Raw genomic sequence first — 16399 nt, 5'->3', positions numbered from 1 at the left:
TCGATCCTGGTTCAAGGCAATGGACGGGCGGCACGCAGCACCGCGCGAAGGATTTCGATATGGGTGCCGCAGCGACAGAGATTGGCCGACAGCTCCTGGCGGATCTGCGCTTCGCTGGGGTGCGGGATGCGGTCGAGCAAGGCTTTGGCGGTCATGATCATGCCGTTCAGGCAGTAGCCGCACTGGGCCGCCTGCTCGTCGATAAAGGCCTGTTGCACCGGGTGCGGCGCCTCGCGGCTGCCGAGGCCTTCGAGGGTGACGATCTGCCGATCCAGGGCGCCGGCCAGGGGAAACACGCAGGAGCGCGCAGCCACGCCGTCGATGATCACCGTGCACGCGCCGCACTCGCCGAGGCCGCAGCCGTACTTGGGGCCGTTGAGCCGCAGGTCGTTGCGCAGCACCAGCAACAGCGGGGTGTCGGCCATGGCCGTGACCGAATGGCGTTGGCCGTTGACCTCAAGGGCCAGCGTAATTTCCTGCGTTGTCATGGATTGCGCCCGCTTCATTTGATGAAGTGATTACTACATGAAAAGAGCGTGGGTTGAGAACGATGTCCCCTGACGACACACTTTTTCTATGAAGTGGTTACTACATGAAATGAGAGCAAGAAAAGTGCCAGAGAGAAAAGATCCCCTCCGAGAGCCTGAAAAGCAGAGATGGGAAGGTGAATCGGTGGCGAGCGGGCTTGCCCGCGCTCGGCCGCGCAGCAGTCGCAAACCGGCCACCTCGGTCTACCTGATGCGCAGGATTCGCCGGTTTTGGGGCTGCTTCGCAGCCCAACGCGGGCAAGCCCGCTCGCCACAGTTATTCATCGCGGTCGTCGATCATCTTGCGCAGCAGGAACAGCACCGCAACCTGTTCGGCGGGATTGAGGTTGCTCATGGTCAGTTCGCTGATCTTTGCCGCACAGGGTACGGTCTGCTGCACCAGTCGGCAGCCGGCCTCGGACAAACCGACGATAACCTTGCGCCGGTCTTCCGGGTCCGGCTCCAGGGTGATCAGCTCACGCGCCTTCAGTCGCTCGACGATGCCGCGAATGGTCGCCTGGTCCACCGCGGTGGCCTTGACCAGTTCGGTCAGGGAGCTGGGACCGTGATCGCGCACCGCGCAGAGGGTGACGAACTGCACGGCGGTAAGCTGCGAGTCACCGACATTCTGCTGGAAGATCGCCATATGCCGCTGATAGGCCTTGCGCAGCAGGTGGCCGACTTGTTCAGAGAAAACATAAGGGCTGGAATCAGGAATATCCGACACGGCGGGCTCGAAAAGGCGAGGGAGAATGGGCAGGCATGATGGACAGGTTGTCGGGCAGACTCAAGTGTGCAGGGGCACTCATTGGAGTGAGCCGCTAGGCAGTTGAGCGCACTCAAGAGTCTGGTCGAGACTTGTGGGAGCAGAGCTTGCTCGCGAAGAGGCCAGCAAGACCACCCGAAACCTCGCTGCCCCCCCACAGACTCAGCGAGCCCGCGACGCCTCCGGCGCCACCACATCACCGCCGATCACCACCGCCTGGTCATCCAGGTACACATCGCAATGGCGCAACGGAATGTCCATATGGCACGGCGTCTTGCGCGTCCCGCCGACCTCGGTATTCGGCCCGGTGGAGAACAGGAAATTGCCATAGAACGCCCGGGCATCCATGCACATGCCGTCATTCTTGTCATGCAGCCCCATCGCCGTCCACTGCGCCCGTGGTTGCAGGCCCCAGCCGATATGGGAGATGCCGTACACCTCGGGGTCGTTGAAATACTTCATGTAGTCGCGCAGGTACCCGGCCTCGAAACCGCCGTGGATCGAGGTGATAAAACCCTTTTCGATCTCCAGGGTGATCTTCTCCCGGGTGTAGGTCTTGAACGGCAGCAGGATATCGCCGACATCCAGCACCAGCACGCCCTCGGCCGTTTCCTCGTTCGGCCAGGAGAACAGGAAGCCGCTCGGCCAATGATCCCAGCGCCCCGGTTCATCGGCGAAACCGTACTCGGTCACCGACGGATACTGCCCCAGCTCCGCGCGGAAATCGCTGCCGGCGCGAGACGTCACATGAATCGAACGGGCCTTCTTCAACAACTCCTCCGCCGCCAGCACCCGCACCTTGTCCGCCTCGGTGGGGAGCATCCGCGCCAGCACTTCCGGCGGTTCCACCGCCAGCAGGATGCGCGTGCCGGTCTTGAGGATCTGCTCCTGTTCCGGCGAGTGCAGCAGCATCATGGTATCGACGATCAGATCCGCCGCTTCCAACGCCCGCTGCGCGGCGATATTACCGGTCAGCGCGGTGTCGCCGCAGTAAGCGGTCATATCGTTGCCCATGGCCGTCGGATGGTTGAACGACGGCAACTCCACCGCGTACACCTTGGCCCCCAGGCGCTGCGCCGCCTCCATCGCCGAACGCACGGTACGCGAATCAGAGTAATGACTCTTGAGCACCGCGACACTCTGGGTCGAGTCGACTTTCGACAGTTTCAATACGTGTTCAAACATCTGCGTCAGTTCGCAATCACTTACCGGCATTTTCTTCTCTCCTCTTCGCTCGCGCTGCACCAAGTCGAGGCGCGACGCTTCAGTCTAGTGCGTTTTTATAGCGTATACGCCACTTAATATCGATAAGACCTGAATTAAAAGCGCTCTGCAAGCAGCAGATAAAAACGTTACCAACCCACACACAACCAATAAAATATGGTTACACAGCGTTACTTATGGCGAAAACCGGTAAAAATTTAATTTTTATCGAGGATCTTCTCTTTTGAAAAAAAGAGCGTATACACTTTAAAAACCTGATAACCAAACCCACCACCCCACACTCGGAACGAGGAGCAAGCCCCATGGCAAGCACGCAAAAAATCGCCATCGTCGGCGCGGGCCTGGGTGGCGCCGCCGCCGCCACGCTGTTGCAACAAGCCGGATTCGACGTGTCGATCTACGAGCAGGCCCCGGAGTTTTCCCGCCTGGGCGCCGGGATCCACATGGGTCCGAATATCATGAAGATCTTCCGGCGCATGGGCATCGAGCAGCAGCTCGACCAGATGGGCTCGCACCCGGATCACTGGTTCAGTCGCGACGGCATGAGCGGCGACTACCTGTCGCGCATTCCCCTGGGTGAGTTCGCGCGCAAGGAATACGGCGCGTCCTATGTCACCGTGCACCGTGGCGACCTGCATGCCTTGCAGATGTCGACGATCAAGCCCGGCACCCTGCACTTCAACAAGCGCCTGGAGAAGATCGAAGACCTCGGCGACCAGGTGCGCCTGAACTTCACCGACGGCACCACGGCAAGCGCCGATATCGTCATCGGTGCCGACGGCATCAACTCGAAGATCCGCGAGGAACTGCTGGGTCACGAAGCACCGCTGTACAGCGGCTGGGTCGCTCACCGCGCACTGATCACCCGCGACAAGCTGGCCCGCTACGACCTCGACTTCGAGGACTGCATCAAGTGGTGGAGCGAGGACCGGCACATGATGGTCTACTACACCACCGGCAAGCGCGACGAGTACTACTACGTCACCGGCGTGCCGCACCCGGAGCTGGACTTCGACGGCCCGTTCGTCGACAGCAGCCGCGAAGAGATGTTCGAAGCTTTCCAGGGCTACCACCCCACCGTGCAGGCGCTGATCGAAGCCACCGACAGCGTGACCAAATGGCCGTTGCGCAACCGCAACCCGCTGCCACTGTGGAGCCGCGGTCGCCTGGTGCTGCTGGGCGATGCCTGTCACCCGATGAAACCGCACATGGCCCAGGGTGCCGGCATGGCTATCGAAGACGCCGCCATGCTCACCCGCTGTCTGCAGGAAACCGGCCTCGGCGACTACCGCAGCGCCTTCGAACTCTATGAAGCCAACCGCAAGGAGCGCGCTTCGCGGGTCCAGGCGGTGTCCAACGCCAATACCTGGCTGCGTACCCAGGAGGATCCGGCCTGGGTCTACGGCTACGACCTCTACGCCGAGGCACTGAAATCGGGGGTGGCCGCGTGAGCACTTTCGTCCACGGCGGCAACGTCCAGGCCAACGGCATTCGCCAACACTACCTGCGTTATGGCGGCCAGGGCCCGGCGCTGATCCTGATCCCCGGCATCACCAGCCCGGCGATCACCTGGGGCTTCGTGGCCGAACGTTTCGGCCGGCACTTCGACACCTATGTACTGGATGTCCGCGGACGCGGTCTGTCTTCCAGCGGTCCGGAACTGGACTACAGCGCCGAGGTCTGCGCGGGCGATATCGGCGCCTTTGCCGCGGCCCTGGGCCTGGATCACTACCACCTGGTCGGTCACTCCATGGGCGCGCGCTTCGCCGTGCGCAGTGCCGTGCTCAGCCCCATCGGGGTCAAGAGTCTGGTACTGATCGACCCGCCGGTGTCCGGCCCGGGTCGGCGCGAGTACCCGAGCAAGCTGCCCTGGTACGTCGACTCGATTCGTCAGGCGCTGATCGGCATGGACGCCGAGGCGATGCGCGCCTTCTGCGCCAGCTGGACCCCGGAGCAACTACAACTGCGCGCCGAATGGCTGCACACCTGCTATGAGCCGGCCATTGTCAGGGCGTTCAACGACTTCCATACGGTGGACTTCCACCGGGACCTGCCCAAGCTCAGCGCCCCCGCGTTGCTGTTGGTGGCCGGTCGCGGCGGCGTGATCCTGGCCGAGGACGAAGCCGAAATCCGTGAGCTGCAACCGGGCATCCGGATTGCCCACGTGGCCAATGCCGGGCACATGATTCCCTGGGACGACCTGGACGGTTTCTTCGCCGCCTTCGGCGACTTCCTCGGCGTGAGCCTGACCTGAAATGCACTATCGAACACACACCTGTGAAGCTGTGGGGCTTGCTGGACCTGAGGGGGTTACTGGACCTGGAGAGGCTGCTGGATCTGGAGAAGTTGCTGGACTTGGAGAGGCTGCTGGATCTGGAGAGGTTGCTGGACTTGGAGAGGCTGCTGGATCTGGAGAGGTTGCTGGACTTGGAGGTTCATCGAACCTGTGGGAGCGGAGCTTGCCCGCGAAGCTTTTGGCGATCTTGAGGGCCCCTTCGCGGGCAAGCTCCGCTCCCACAAAAGCTCCACTCCCATACAAGCTCTGCTCTCACACAAGCTCCACTCCCATACAAGCTCTGCTCTCACACAAGCTCCACTCCCATACAAGCTCCACTTCCACAAAGGCTCTGCCCCTACAGAAGCTCCACCCCACACAAGCCCTGCACCTACAGAGTGATGTGTGACCTGAATCATCGACTTGAGGAGACCACCATGATCAAGCCCTACCGCATCGGCCAGATCGTACCCAGCTCGAACACCACCATGGAAACCGAGATCCCGGCGATGCTCAACGCGCGCCAGGCGATCCGTCCAGAACGCTTCACCTTTCACTCCAGCCGCATGCGCATGAAGCAGGTCCGCAAGGAGGAACTGGCGGCCATGGACGGTGAATCCGACCGCTGCGCCGTCGAGCTGTCCGACGCCAAGGTCGATGTACTCGGCTACGCCTGCCTGGTGGCGATCATGGCCATGGGCCTGGGCTATCACCGCCAGTCCGAAGCCCGCCTGCGCAAGGCCACCGCCGACAACGACGCGAACGCCCCGGTGATCACCAGCGCCGGAGCGCTGATCGAAGGCCTGAAAGTCATGGGGGCCAAACGCATCGCAATTGTCGCGCCGTACATGAAACCACTGACCGAACTGGTGGTGAACTACATCCGCGAAGAAGGTTTCGAGGTCGTCGACTGGCGCGCCCTGGAAATCCCCGACAACCTCGAAGTGGCCCGTCACGACCCGGCCAAGCTGCCGGGCATCGTCGCCGGCATGAACCTGGAAGGCGTCGATGTGATCGTGCTCTCGGCCTGTGTGCAGATGCAGTCGCTGCCGGCGGTGGCCAAGGTCGAGGCACAGACCGGCAAGCCGGTGCTGACCGCCGCCATCGCCACCACCTACGCCATGCTCAAGGCCCTGGACCTGGAGCCGATCGTGCCCGGAGCCGGTGCCCTGCTCTCCGGCGCATACTAAACGAGGAGCCTTGCGATGAGCGAACAAAGCGCCAATGACAATTACCAGGGCGTCTGGGGCCAACGGATCGGCTTCGGCCAGAAACCGGCCCTGCTGATGATCGACTTCATGCAGGGCTACACCACCGAGGGCGCGCCACTGTTCGCCCCCGGTGTAGTCAGTGCCGTGGCCGAAAGCGTCGCGCTGCTGGACTGCGCCCGCCGTCATGGAATTACGGTGGTGCACACCAATATTCGCTACCATCCGGGGCATTTCGCCGATGGTGGCATCTGGGTGCGCAAGGCGCCGGTGATGAAGGACATGGTCGAAGGCAATCCGCTGGCGGCCTTCTGCACAGCGGTGCTGCCGCTGCCGGCGGAAGTGGTGATCAGCAAGCAATACGCCAGCGCGTTTTTCGGCACCAGCCTGGCCTCGCAGTTGCACACCCAAGGTATCGATACCGTGGTACTGGCCGGCTGCTCCACCAGCGGCTGCATCCGCGCAACGGCGGTGGATGCCGTGCAGCACGGGTTCAGGACCATCGTGGTACGCGAATGCGTGGGCGACCGCCATCCGGCGCCCCATGAAGCGAATCTGTTCGACATCGACAGCAAGTACGGCGATGTCGTCAGCAAACAGGAAGCGATCTCGAAGTTCCAGGGAGCTTGACCGCGGAACCGTGCCACAGAGCAAGGTCGCGTAAAAAACTGAGCGTCGCCTCCCTGCGGAGCGTGGCGCCCAGTCTTCTGACACTGCCTTTGGAAGCCGCCTTTACCGCGCTCCAGAGTGCTGGAAAAAAGCGGCTGTATAAAAACCATAAGTCACCGCCAGGAGACAACCAATGCCCATTGCGAATGCGACAAGCGCGACCTCGGTCGCCGACCCAACCCAAGCGCTTTACCACAAGATCACCTGGAAGCTGATCCCGTTCCTGTGCTTCTGCTATCTGGCCGCGTACCTCGACCGGATCAATATCGGCTTCGCCAAACTGCAGATGCTCGACCAGCTGCACTTCAGCGAAACCGCCTTCGGCCTCGGTGCCGGGCTGTTCTTCGTCGGCTATATCCTCTTCGAAGTACCGAGCAACCTGGTGCTGGAAAAGGTCGGGGCGAAAATCTGGATCGCGCGGATCATGATCACCTGGGGCCTGCTCTCGGCCTGCACCCTGCTGGTCACCTCCACCACCCAGTTCTACATCCTGCGTTTCCTTCTCGGCGCCGCAGAGGCCGGTTTCCTGCCGGGCGTGCTGTTCTACCTGACCACCTGGTTCCCGACCCATCGGCGCGGGCGGATCATCGCCCTGTTCATGATCGGCCTGCCGCTCTCCAGCGTTATCGGCGGTCCCTTGTCGGGCTGGGTCATGGGTCACTTCGACCAAGTCAGCGGGCTGCGCGGCTGGCAATGGCTGTTCCTGATCGAAGCGGTGCCCAGCGTGTTGCTCGGCATCCTGACCTTCTGGGCACTGCCGAACCACTTCCGCCAGGCCAAGTGGCTCAATGAAGAGGAAAAGACGGTACTCGAAAGCGAACTGAAAAACGACGAGGCCAGCAGCCCCGACAGCAAACAGCATTTCCGCGACGGTTTCTTCAACCTCAAGGTCTGGATGCTCGGCGGTATCGATTTCTCGATCCTGCTCAGCGCCTACGCCATGGGTTTCTGGATGCCGACCTTCATCCGCAACGCGGGGATCACCGACACCTTCCATATCGGCGTGCTCACCGCCCTGCCGAGTGTCGCCGCATTGCTCGGCATGCTGCTGATCGGCGCCAGCTCGGACAAGCATCGCGAACGCCGCTGGCACATCATCGTGCCGTTTTTCATCGGCGCCGCCGCCATGGCTGCCAGCACCTTCTTCACCCACAACGTGGTGGCGACGGTGGCCCTGTTCGCCATTGCCTCGGCGGCGATCATCGGCGCGGTGCCGGTGTTCTTCAGCCTGCCGGCGACCTTCCTCAAGGGTACCGCGGCGGCCACCGGCTTTGCCCTGGCCTGCTCGCTGGCGAACATCGCCGGCCTGGTCAGCAACTCGCTGATGGGCGTGGCCATCGACCTTACCGGCAGCAGTGCCGGGGCCCTCTGGTTCTTCGCCGGCTGCCTGATCCTGAGCAGTTTCCTGGTGATCGCCTTGCCGGCCAAACTGGTCAATCGTTAAGTCTCCACTGACCTGCCGATGGCCTTTGCGGGCCTCGGCAGGCAGGCTGGATCAGCGCAAGACAACCACAACTCATTGGGGCACATCACCATGCAACGCTTTCTCAAGGGCTGCGCGCTGGCGCTGGCTGTCGGCCTGTCCGCCGGCTCGCTGCAAGCGGCGGAAAAAGTCATTCTCGACACCGATTTCAACGTCCTCAACGACGACGGCCAGGCCTTTATCATGCTGGCGCAGTTGCACGCGCAGAAGAAGATCGACCTGCTGGGCATGACCCTGGTCAGCGGCAATGCCTGGGTCGACCAGGAACAGGTCGACGCGCTCAAGGCGGTGGAACGCATGGGGGTGGAAAAAGAGATCGGCGTCTACTCCGGCGCGGCCTATCCCCTGCTGCATGACTTTGCCACTTACCCACAGGAGCAGGCGCTGTTCGGCGCCGGCTGGCCGGGGGCGTTCAAGAACCCGCGGCCGACCTCGGCGGCGCAACTGGTCGCGCCGCCCGATGGCCTGGCGACCCACACCCAGCTGCGCAGCGAAACCGCGCCGCAGTTCATTATCGACAGCGTGCGCAAGAACCCCCATGAAGTGACCCTGCTGGCCATCGGCCCGCTGACCAACCTGGCCCTGGCGATCCGCCAGGCGCCGGATATCGTGCCGCTGATCAAGCGCATCGTGTACATGGGCGGCGCCATCGAGATTCCCGGCAACACCACGCCGGCGGCGGAGTTCAACTGGTGGTTCGATCCGGAGGCGGCGAAGATCGTCCTGCGCTCGCCGATCGAACACGTGATCTTCCCCAACGATGTCTGCGAGAAAGTCACCTTCGACGCTTCGGTCTACCAGCGAGTGATCGCCGCCAAGGGTGCGGTGCCGCAGCTGTACAAGAGCGTGTTCGGCCCACAGTTCGCCAAGGACCCCGGGTACCACAGCTTTACCTGGGACAGCCTGCCGGCGTTGTTCCTCGCGCAGCCGGAGATCGTCACCGAATCCCGGGATATGTGGATCGATGTCGACACCCATTTCGGCCCGGACTATGGTCGCGCACTGGGCTACAAGAAGAACCCGCCGGTGGGAACGCAGAAAGCCAGGATCGTGTTCGCCGTCGACCAGAAGAAATTCTGGAACGACTACGTATCGCTGGTGACCTTGCCGACGCCGGTGAAAAAACCCTGAGGACAACGGTGACCGTCCCGCGGTCACCACTCCCCCCGCCCCCCATAAAAACGACCAACGGCAAGAAAAAAGACGACCGTCCTTTCCTACTTTCCCTACCGGCTTCAGCGCCATTCGACCCGCACACACCTGCGTGGTCCCGCGAACTAACTGACTGTAAATAAAGAATTTCTACGTTTATCGACGCGATTGGAAGCACTCTACCTTCAGCCCACAAAGCAAAAAGAATCGGCTTACAGAAATAGCTCACTCGGCCGAGTACAGTCGCCACCTGTCAATTTTGACAGGTCCCAAAACGCTTTTTTCTGTTTATAACTTCATGGGCGACCTGCGGAAGTCAACAGTGACGTTGGGGGTACTTTCCGCCTGGGGCGCCTGAGCAACTCAGCCAAAAAAACCGATGAATCTGTTCAATCGCATTTTTGCGGGAGTTTCCACCATGCACGCGTCACTTTCCAAACCGACCGCCACCACCCCGCCCGTGGTCCCCCCTGAACCGCAAACCCACGAGCCCCGCCCGCGTATCAGCCTGACCCGCAAGGAGTTGGAAGTCATGGAGTGGGCGGTGATGGGCAAATCTTCCTGGGAGATTGCCCAAATCCTCGAATGCACGGAATCGGCGGTGAACTATCACTTCGCCAATATTCGCGTCAAATTCAAGGTGTCCTCGCGCTGGGCCGCCTTGCGCAAGGCTGCGGAAATGGGCCTGGTGCAGCTATGACAAGCATCTCTGCCGGCTGGCCGGCGTGACATCCGCAGTCCTGACCTGATCGTCACACGAGCTATGCACTCGGTGGTTGTGACCCTCAGGCATCCTTTCGAATCGCTATCCCCATCGACAGACCGACGCCCCAAGGTTCCCGCGCCATGACCCGACACATTCTCCTGGCCGACGATCATCCCGTCGTGCTGCAAGGTGCGCGAATGGCCATCACTTTTGCCGAGCGCAACACGGACCTGAACCTGCATGAAGCCCACACCAGCGATGCGCTGATCGAGCACTTGCAGCGCCAGCCCTGCGACCTGCTGATTACCGATTTTTCCATGCCCAACGGGCGCTTTCCCGATGGCATCACCCTGATCCGCTATATCCGCCGGCACTTTCCACGGCTCAAGGTGCTGGTGATGACCATGATCAACAGCCCGGCGCTGCTGCGCGCAATACTCGACCAGGGGGTGGCCGGGCTGTTCGACAAGCATCGTCCGCTGCACGAGTTGCGCGTGGCGGTCGAGCGCGTGAGTGCCGATCGCGAGTACCTGAGCCCCAGCTTTGCCCTGCTGTTGAAAATCCATGCTACCAGCGACCTGCTCGATAGCCCGCTGTCGCAGCGCGAGCTGGAAGTGCTGCGTCTGTTCGGCCAGGCCTGCTCGGGGCGGGAAATCGCCGAACGTCTCAATCGTAGCGAGAAGACCATCAGCCGGCAGAAGCGCACGGCGATGGAGAAGCTCGGGCTGCGGCACAACGGCGAGTTGGTGGAGTATGTGCGGCGGGTGGGGTTGGGGTGAAAGGTTCTTGAAAACACTTGGATGCCGTCCACCCCTGTGCCGCGCCACCATGGTCAACCCGCCCCCTGTGGGAGCCGGCGGTTTTATAGCGTTTTATCATAAATATTATTTCAAATCCGCTTGAACACCTATCACTTCTAACAGTAGACCATCACCTGACTTCAGCACAGCATAATAAAAGTAATGACATACAACAACATTACCGCAGGACATCAGTCATGAGCACCAGGCCAAACAGATTTATCTTCCATTCGACATTCTGGCTTTCTACTGTTGCCAGCATGTTCATTCAGAATGCTGTTGCCGATTCCAAACTACTCGCACCGACCTCGGACCATCAACCCATGACAAATGAGGCCAATGCGATAGTGCAATACAATAAATCAACTCCCAGCATCGTCTCAACACTCATCACCCAGGCGGATATTTCTTCGCTTACCCCATCGACCCAACTGATCGAGCTCAACCTGACTCCTGACTTGACCGTCAGCATTGGCAATTTGCATCTAGAGAAAAATAAAAATGACAACATCGCGATTTGGCATGGCCAGGTAAAAGAATTACGTAATGCCTCCGACAAAAGTACTACACCGGTCAAGAGCGAAGACAGTGATGTCACTCTGGCAGTCAATGGCACAATGATTACCGGTACCGTGCGTTATGCTACCGAGCTCTACCGGATAGTCCCCTTGGGCGGACAGTTGCATGCCATTTTCAAACTGGATGAAAGCCGCTTCCCGTCAGATGACAATGACACCGTCGAGATCGATCAATCATCGTCGGCACCTGTCCCCGCACGCAATACGGCGCACTCGGAGCGGGCTTATACCAAGATTCGCGTCCTGCTGGTCATGTCCAATAATGCACGACCATGGATCACCGACCCACAAGGACTCGCCGCCGCAATGCTCGCCGAAGCCAACAACGGATTGGTCAATAGCAATATAGACGTACGCTTTGAGTCCGCCGGTATCTTTCCGATCAACTACAATGAACGAGGCAGTGGCGAGGAGGGTTTCGGCTACTCGCTTGCGGACTTGAAAAACAACGCTGAAGTCCGCGCCCTACGCGATGCAAGAGCGGCCGACAGCGTCGTCATGTTGGTCGTTAATAATGCTCTTAGGGGAAAAGCCTACCTGCGAGCCACCCGGGACAATGCATTCGCTGTCGTGAGCGAATCAGCAGCCACCGGGCAATATACCTTCGGGCACGAGCTCGGCCATAATATCGGGGCTGGCCATGAGAACTCAGAGGGACCGATCGCTTACGCACACGCTTATCATAAATCGACAGGCGGATTCCCCTTCTCGACGATGATGTCATCCACCTGCGCCGCCAATGTCTGCCCACGCATCAACGCCTACTCCAGCCCCAGTGGTACATGGTTTGCCCAACCAACGGGGGTAGCGGGTATAAGTGATAATGCCCGCGTCATCCGGGAACGGGCCGGGGCCGTGGCAGACTTCATGCCTGAGTTATCTCCCGTTGCCGCAACGCCGACAGATTTTTGGGACGCCCTGCCTCGCCCCGGCAACAACAGTATTCGACTGGCCTGGAATGCCTCGTCGGGCGCCGCCGGCTATGAGGTCAAGGAGCTCAATACGGAAAATGCCAATCCAAGGACCACCACCGGCACTCAAATAGTGCTATCCGATCTGCCGAACGGATATCACACGTTCCAGTTGCGAGCCTATGATTCCGCCAATCGTTTTTCACTTCCCATCACTACTTTCCTGGGCATACACCAACTACCAAAACCAACGGGATACCGAATCTCGAGGAACAGTGAAGGCACCGTTTTGGCAACATGGGATCCGGATCCCCAAGGTCGCCTGTTCCCCAGCATGACCACGGTCAGCGGCTTTCCGACGTTTCCGTCAATACTGAACTTTGCGGTTCTCGGCAAACTACCGTCGGGCGTGACGTATCACTTCCAGACTTACAGGTACTCAGGAAACCTCATTTCGGAACCGGTTGAAATCACAACGGCGGTGCCTTGAGCAGGGTGAGCCAACGGGTCGCGGCGGTACTGGACCGGCAAAGTATCGCTTAGAGAGAATATTCGCAGGCAAGCCACTCATCTACAGGTTGCGTTACGTTGCCCTGTTTCAATGCTCAGACACGTAATCGCCAACCCAGTACATCCATCAGGTCGCAGCCGTCGCGCAGGACCATCGCCGGCACCTGGAGGATATGTTGGAAGTCGATGTCATTGGCGTTATGCAATTCGATGCGGGCCAGGGCTTCGAGCATTTGCGTCGCGGCCAGGAAGCGGGCGGCGGCGTTGGCGTGGAGCACATCAGTGGGGCTGTCGGCATCGATCAGCAAGCTGGGGATCAGGCAGTCGATGGCGGTGAGGGGGACGTATCTAGTCATGGGTAAAGCCTCGTTTTTTAAATGAGCCTTTGCGCATTTATCAACGAGTCGCCAAACCCGTGTCGCCAATATGAGCGGCTGGTGGACTATACCCCAGACTTCGAGCGCGGCAAGACGCTGAACGTTGAGAAATTGTAAAAATTAGTGATTGGTCAGCATACACGGTTCAATATGGGGCAACGAACCTAGCAGTTCTGCTAGTAGGCAACACTAGCCAATTGAGTGAAAGTAGGAACCTGAGTCGACGAGTCTTTTCAGGGAGTTTCACTCCATGCCAGCCAACCGCGACACCCTGCTCCGCCGCTATCATTATGACCCACTGGATCGCCTGGTCGATTTCACGCCATCGGCACAGTCCAGCACTCAGCATTTCTACCTGGAAACCCGTTTGGCTACCGAGATTCAGAGCTAGGTCCAGCACTCGCTCTTCCAGCAGCAAGACCTGCGCTGGCACAACAACGCCGCCAGGGCCCGACAACTGACACCACCTTGCTGGCCATCGACCAACAACGCTACGTCCTGCACACCTTGGAAAAGACACAACGGCAAGCCATCAGCCATCGGTCCTGCTAGTCCTAGCGATACTGAATCAGCAGAGAGTCAGGCGCAGAGGCATGGAGTCGACTTCTTGAGGGTGGTGAAGCTTGCACGCGCAACGTCTGCCGACTCTCGTGACCTCCCTGCTGACACAAATATCAGGTTTGATCACTGCATGACTGAGCCGCTCCAAGGCACGAGCCAGTCATTCGGAGCAAATTATAAAATGACTGGCCCTTGGGGACGCCCCCTTAGTATTCAAATCGTTTAGGGTCTCTATTTTTCTTACCATCTTTGAACCTCCAATTTAATTCTTCTTGATATTTTACATCTTTCCCTCTCCTGATATTCTCACGCCGCACTTGATACTTAGAATACTCCAATCTATATCCAGACAGCCTCTTAGCAACCGAATCCGGAATATCATCTCCACGCACCGACGACTTATACAACATATCAAAATCAACCGCTGCCTTTTGATACGACTCATCAGCAAGCCTCATTGCATCACGCCTGGCATCTATTACAACTACTGAACTACCTTTCTTGGCGCGACTATACGAGTTGCTCAGTTCTGTCAGCTTATTATAGGTGCTATCTTTTACATACTTTGCCGCCTTCAAGTCCGCTTCTGTAACTTGATACTTCATTTTGGGCGCAATTTCCGTTACACCCACTGGATTCGTGTTTGGTACATTCGCCCCTGCCGCAGCAGCCCCCTTACTGGCTTTCGAACCAAACCAGCGCCTTAGATTTCGCCCTAACCGCGAAAACAGATTGAACCCACCGAAATGTCCAGTCGGATCACTTTCATTCGGCGGGCTGGTCACATAGGCATAGCTATTCAGCCCGCCCCGATCAAACGGACTCATCGAGTCCGGACTATGAAACCGCTTCAGTACCGGGTTATAAGCCCGGTAGCCGTTTCCCAGCAATTGCCATCCGGTATTCACTTCGGCCAGCTCACCATTAAAGCCGAGTCGACTAGTGATCGGTCGTGCCGCACTGGGGTGGCCATAGGCGGTGTACGCGATCGCGTTCGGCGCCCCGCCAGCCGACTCACTGGATACGCTGTTACTGGCGTCGCAGACCAATAATAAAGTGTGCTCCGTCTCACCCTGACGCTCGGCCAGCAGTTGCTCGTCACCGCGCACAAAGCTACTGCTCTGGGCACCGTGCAGCACAGTGGCCACCTCGCCCTCCTGGTAAAAGCGCTGTTCTGCTCCACCCGCACCATCTTTGCTGTAGAGCTTATCGAGCGGATCATAGTGATAAGCCGCGCCCGAGGCACCGCCACTGACCTGGGTCAAACGCCCAAGTGCGTCGTAATCGAGGGTCCGCCCCTGTTCATCCAGAATCAGATGACCGTCGGCGTTGTACTCCAAGTCGATGCTCTCGGGGTAATCCGCATGGCTATTGACCACCTTACGCAGTTGCACCGGATCAACAACATCATCATAGGTATAGCGGGCGGTATTACTGCCTCCGTCAAAGCTGGTCAGTACCTGAGTCAGGTTGTCCATGACATCGAAGCGGAATGCCTGACTGGTAATGGCTTTTCCAAAAGGATCGATCGGCGGCTGGCTGCCGGTGCAGCTATAGCTTTGCAGACGATCACGTGCATCGTAACCGTATGTCTCATCCCGCAGCACCCTAGCGCCTTCCCGTAGAACCCGGTGCTCCAATCCATCGACCAGATTGTAGGCCTGGGTCAATGTCTGGACAGTGCCATCGAGATCGAACGTACGTACGACTTCACGCCCAAAATCATCATATTCAAGGCTGACCGTCACCCGTTGCCCACTCAGGCTATCGGCGGTTTCGATACGCTCGGTCAAGCCGAGCCGGTTATAACGAAAGTTCGAGGTCGTTGTGCCCAGGGTGGTTGTTTTCAAACGTCCGGACGTATAGTACTCGTAGCTCTGCAACTGCGACAGGACATCCGTGTAACTGAGCAAGCGCCCTTGCAGGCTATAGTGGTACGTCATGCGATGGAGTTCTTCGCCCTGCTTGCACTCTTCGGTTTTCAATTCTCCGGTACTGAAGTAAGTGCGATTGAGCTCCCGCCCGGACTCCTGGCAATGGAGCAGACGAGCGTTGTGCGGATCATAGACATAATCGGCGCTGATGCTGCTACCGACAATCCGGCGCTGCAGGGGCTCCTCGCTTAGCTGCGGCTTATACGTGTACTCGATCAACTGGCCGCTGGCGGTGGTCATGCTCTTGGGCTGGGACTGCCCAGGGTCGAACGCAAAACGCTGTTCCCGCCCACCGGTAGTGGCGCTGTACATCCGCCCAAGCCCATCGAAGGCCTGCTCGCCCAATACCTGATCATTCACACTGATCAGGGTCGGCAGGTCTTCGCGACTGTGTTGAGCATACTCGCGCTTAACTACTGCCACGGGGGCCCCGGGCAAGGTGGTCTCGATCATCCGATCGAAGGCATCGTAGCGATACGAGGTACTACGCCCAAGGGCATCCACCTCTTCGACCGTACGTCCAAGACCATCATAGCGATACAGTTGCTCGCTGACAGGCTGCCCCTGTTTTGTCAGGCGCTCGACTCTTTGCGGCGTTTCAAACAGGTTCATTTCGCTCACGGTGTAGCTGTATTTATCATTCGCCGCACTATCGGTCTGTTGCCACTCACGTTTTACCGGTAACACCGTGGTCCCGATCGGATCGGTTTCACTGACC

Annotated in this window: 15 protein-coding genes; 10 read left to right on the top strand and 5 right to left on the bottom strand. The window is 59.2% G+C overall.

Going from position 1 to position 16399, the window contains the following annotated elements; translation table 11 throughout:
• Positions 1–11: 11 nt before the first annotated feature.
• The 3 genes from M5B99_RS26765 to M5B99_RS26755 form a co-directional block, all read right to left on the bottom strand.
• Positions 12–488, bottom strand: coding sequence for a (2Fe-2S)-binding protein (locus M5B99_RS26765; protein ID WP_248806878.1), 477 nt, complete (start codon positions 486–488; stop codon positions 12–14).
• Positions 489–804: 316 nt separating this feature from the next.
• Entirely contained in the window at positions 805–1245 is a 441-nt protein-coding gene (locus tag M5B99_RS26760) for a MarR family winged helix-turn-helix transcriptional regulator (protein WP_248806891.1), read from the bottom strand.
• A 210-nt stretch (positions 1246–1455) separates the two neighbouring features.
• The gene (locus M5B99_RS26755; protein ID WP_248806877.1) at positions 1456–2508 is read right to left on the bottom strand and encodes a 2,5-dihydroxypyridine 5,6-dioxygenase; all 1053 of its coding nucleotides are present in this window, start codon (positions 2506–2508) and stop codon (positions 1456–1458) included.
• A gap of 311 nt (positions 2509–2819) precedes the next feature.
• On the opposite strand from M5B99_RS26755, the gene M5B99_RS26750 reads away from it, so the two are divergent.
• The 9 genes from M5B99_RS26750 (at position 2820) to M5B99_RS26710 (ending at position 12789) form a co-directional block, all read left to right on the top strand.
• A complete protein-coding gene (locus M5B99_RS26750) occupies positions 2820–3968 on the top strand; it encodes an FAD-dependent monooxygenase (RefSeq protein WP_248806876.1) in 1149 nt (382 codons plus the stop codon).
• Positions 3965–4771, top strand: a complete 807-nt coding sequence (locus M5B99_RS26745) for an alpha/beta fold hydrolase (protein ID WP_248806875.1) — start codon at positions 3965–3967, stop codon at positions 4769–4771. Before M5B99_RS26750 ends, M5B99_RS26745 begins: the two co-directional genes overlap by 4 nt.
• Positions 4772–5229: 458 nt before the next feature.
• Positions 5230–5982, top strand: a complete 753-nt coding sequence (locus tag M5B99_RS26740; RefSeq protein ID WP_248806874.1) for an Asp/Glu racemase — start codon at positions 5230–5232, stop codon at positions 5980–5982.
• A gap of 15 nt (positions 5983–5997) precedes the next feature.
• The gene (locus M5B99_RS26735; protein WP_248806873.1) at positions 5998–6630 is read left to right on the top strand and encodes an N-carbamoylsarcosine amidohydrolase; all 633 of its coding nucleotides are present in this window, start codon (positions 5998–6000) and stop codon (positions 6628–6630) included.
• A gap of 172 nt (positions 6631–6802) precedes the next feature.
• Entirely contained in the window at positions 6803–8113 is a 1311-nt protein-coding gene (locus M5B99_RS26730) for an MFS transporter (protein ID WP_248806872.1), read from the top strand.
• Positions 8114–8203: 90 nt separating this feature from the next.
• Complete coding sequence (locus M5B99_RS26725) at positions 8204–9283, top strand: nucleoside hydrolase (RefSeq protein ID WP_248806871.1); 1080 nt, start codon at positions 8204–8206, stop codon at positions 9281–9283.
• Between the two features lie 439 nt (positions 9284–9722).
• Positions 9723–10004: a response regulator transcription factor gene (locus M5B99_RS26720; protein ID WP_248806870.1), complete on the top strand. Its 282-nt coding sequence runs from the start codon at positions 9723–9725 to the stop codon at positions 10002–10004.
• A gap of 146 nt (positions 10005–10150) precedes the next feature.
• Positions 10151–10789: a response regulator gene (locus tag M5B99_RS26715; protein WP_248806869.1), complete on the top strand. Its 639-nt coding sequence runs from the start codon at positions 10151–10153 to the stop codon at positions 10787–10789.
• Between the two features lie 218 nt (positions 10790–11007).
• Complete coding sequence (locus M5B99_RS26710) at positions 11008–12789, top strand: M12 family metallo-peptidase (RefSeq protein ID WP_248806868.1); 1782 nt, start codon at positions 11008–11010, stop codon at positions 12787–12789.
• A gap of 115 nt (positions 12790–12904) precedes the next feature.
• On the opposite strand, the gene M5B99_RS26705 is transcribed toward M5B99_RS26710, so the two are convergent.
• The gene (locus M5B99_RS26705) at positions 12905–13165 is read right to left on the bottom strand and encodes a short-chain dehydrogenase (RefSeq protein ID WP_248797045.1); all 261 of its coding nucleotides are present in this window, start codon (positions 13163–13165) and stop codon (positions 12905–12907) included.
• Positions 13166–13436: 271 nt separating this feature from the next.
• Here M5B99_RS26705 and M5B99_RS26700 point away from each other — a divergent pair, with 271 nt between their 5' ends.
• Positions 13437–13577 carry a hypothetical protein gene (locus M5B99_RS26700; RefSeq protein WP_248806867.1) on the top strand — a complete coding sequence of 47 codons (141 nt, stop codon included), beginning with the start codon at positions 13437–13439 and terminating at the stop codon, positions 13575–13577.
• Positions 13578–13953: 376 nt separating this feature from the next.
• Here M5B99_RS26700 and M5B99_RS26695 read toward each other — a convergent pair.
• A partial coding sequence (locus M5B99_RS26695) for an RHS repeat-associated core domain-containing protein (protein ID WP_318654590.1) occupies positions 13954–16399 on the bottom strand: 2446 nt, incomplete at its 5' end.

This window comes from Pseudomonas sp. MWU13-2100, from assembly GCF_023242365.1.
GTDB lineage: Bacteria > Pseudomonadota > Gammaproteobacteria > Pseudomonadales > Pseudomonadaceae > Aquipseudomonas.
Note: the sequence above shows the minus strand (reverse complement) of the source record. Positions and strands in the feature narration are given on the sequence as shown.

What these genes read in the sequence shown, in the direction of transcription:
- M5B99_RS26765 (WP_248806878.1), bottom strand. Translation starts at nt 488, where the DNA reads ATGACAACGCAGGAAATTACGCTGGCCCTTGAGGTCAACGGCCAACGC.
- M5B99_RS26755 (WP_248806877.1), bottom strand. Translation starts at nt 2,508, where the DNA reads ATGCCGGTAAGTGATTGCGAACTGACGCAGATGTTTGAACACGTATTG.
- M5B99_RS26750 (WP_248806876.1), top strand. Translation starts at nt 2,820, where the DNA reads ATGGCAAGCACGCAAAAAATCGCCATCGTCGGCGCGGGCCTGGGTGGC.
- M5B99_RS26740 (WP_248806874.1), top strand. Translation starts at nt 5,230, where the DNA reads ATGATCAAGCCCTACCGCATCGGCCAGATCGTACCCAGCTCGAACACC.
- M5B99_RS26735 (WP_248806873.1), top strand. Translation starts at nt 5,998, where the DNA reads ATGAGCGAACAAAGCGCCAATGACAATTACCAGGGCGTCTGGGGCCAA.
- M5B99_RS26730 (WP_248806872.1), top strand. Translation starts at nt 6,803, where the DNA reads ATGCCCATTGCGAATGCGACAAGCGCGACCTCGGTCGCCGACCCAACC.
- M5B99_RS26725 (WP_248806871.1), top strand. Translation starts at nt 8,204, where the DNA reads ATGCAACGCTTTCTCAAGGGCTGCGCGCTGGCGCTGGCTGTCGGCCTG.
- M5B99_RS26720 (WP_248806870.1), top strand. Translation starts at nt 9,723, where the DNA reads ATGCACGCGTCACTTTCCAAACCGACCGCCACCACCCCGCCCGTGGTC.
- M5B99_RS26715 (WP_248806869.1), top strand. Translation starts at nt 10,151, where the DNA reads ATGACCCGACACATTCTCCTGGCCGACGATCATCCCGTCGTGCTGCAA.
- M5B99_RS26710 (WP_248806868.1), top strand. Translation starts at nt 11,008, where the DNA reads ATGAGCACCAGGCCAAACAGATTTATCTTCCATTCGACATTCTGGCTT.
- M5B99_RS26705 (WP_248797045.1), bottom strand. Translation starts at nt 13,165, where the DNA reads ATGACTAGATACGTCCCCCTCACCGCCATCGACTGCCTGATCCCCAGC.
- M5B99_RS26700 (WP_248806867.1), top strand. Translation starts at nt 13,437, where the DNA reads ATGCCAGCCAACCGCGACACCCTGCTCCGCCGCTATCATTATGACCCA.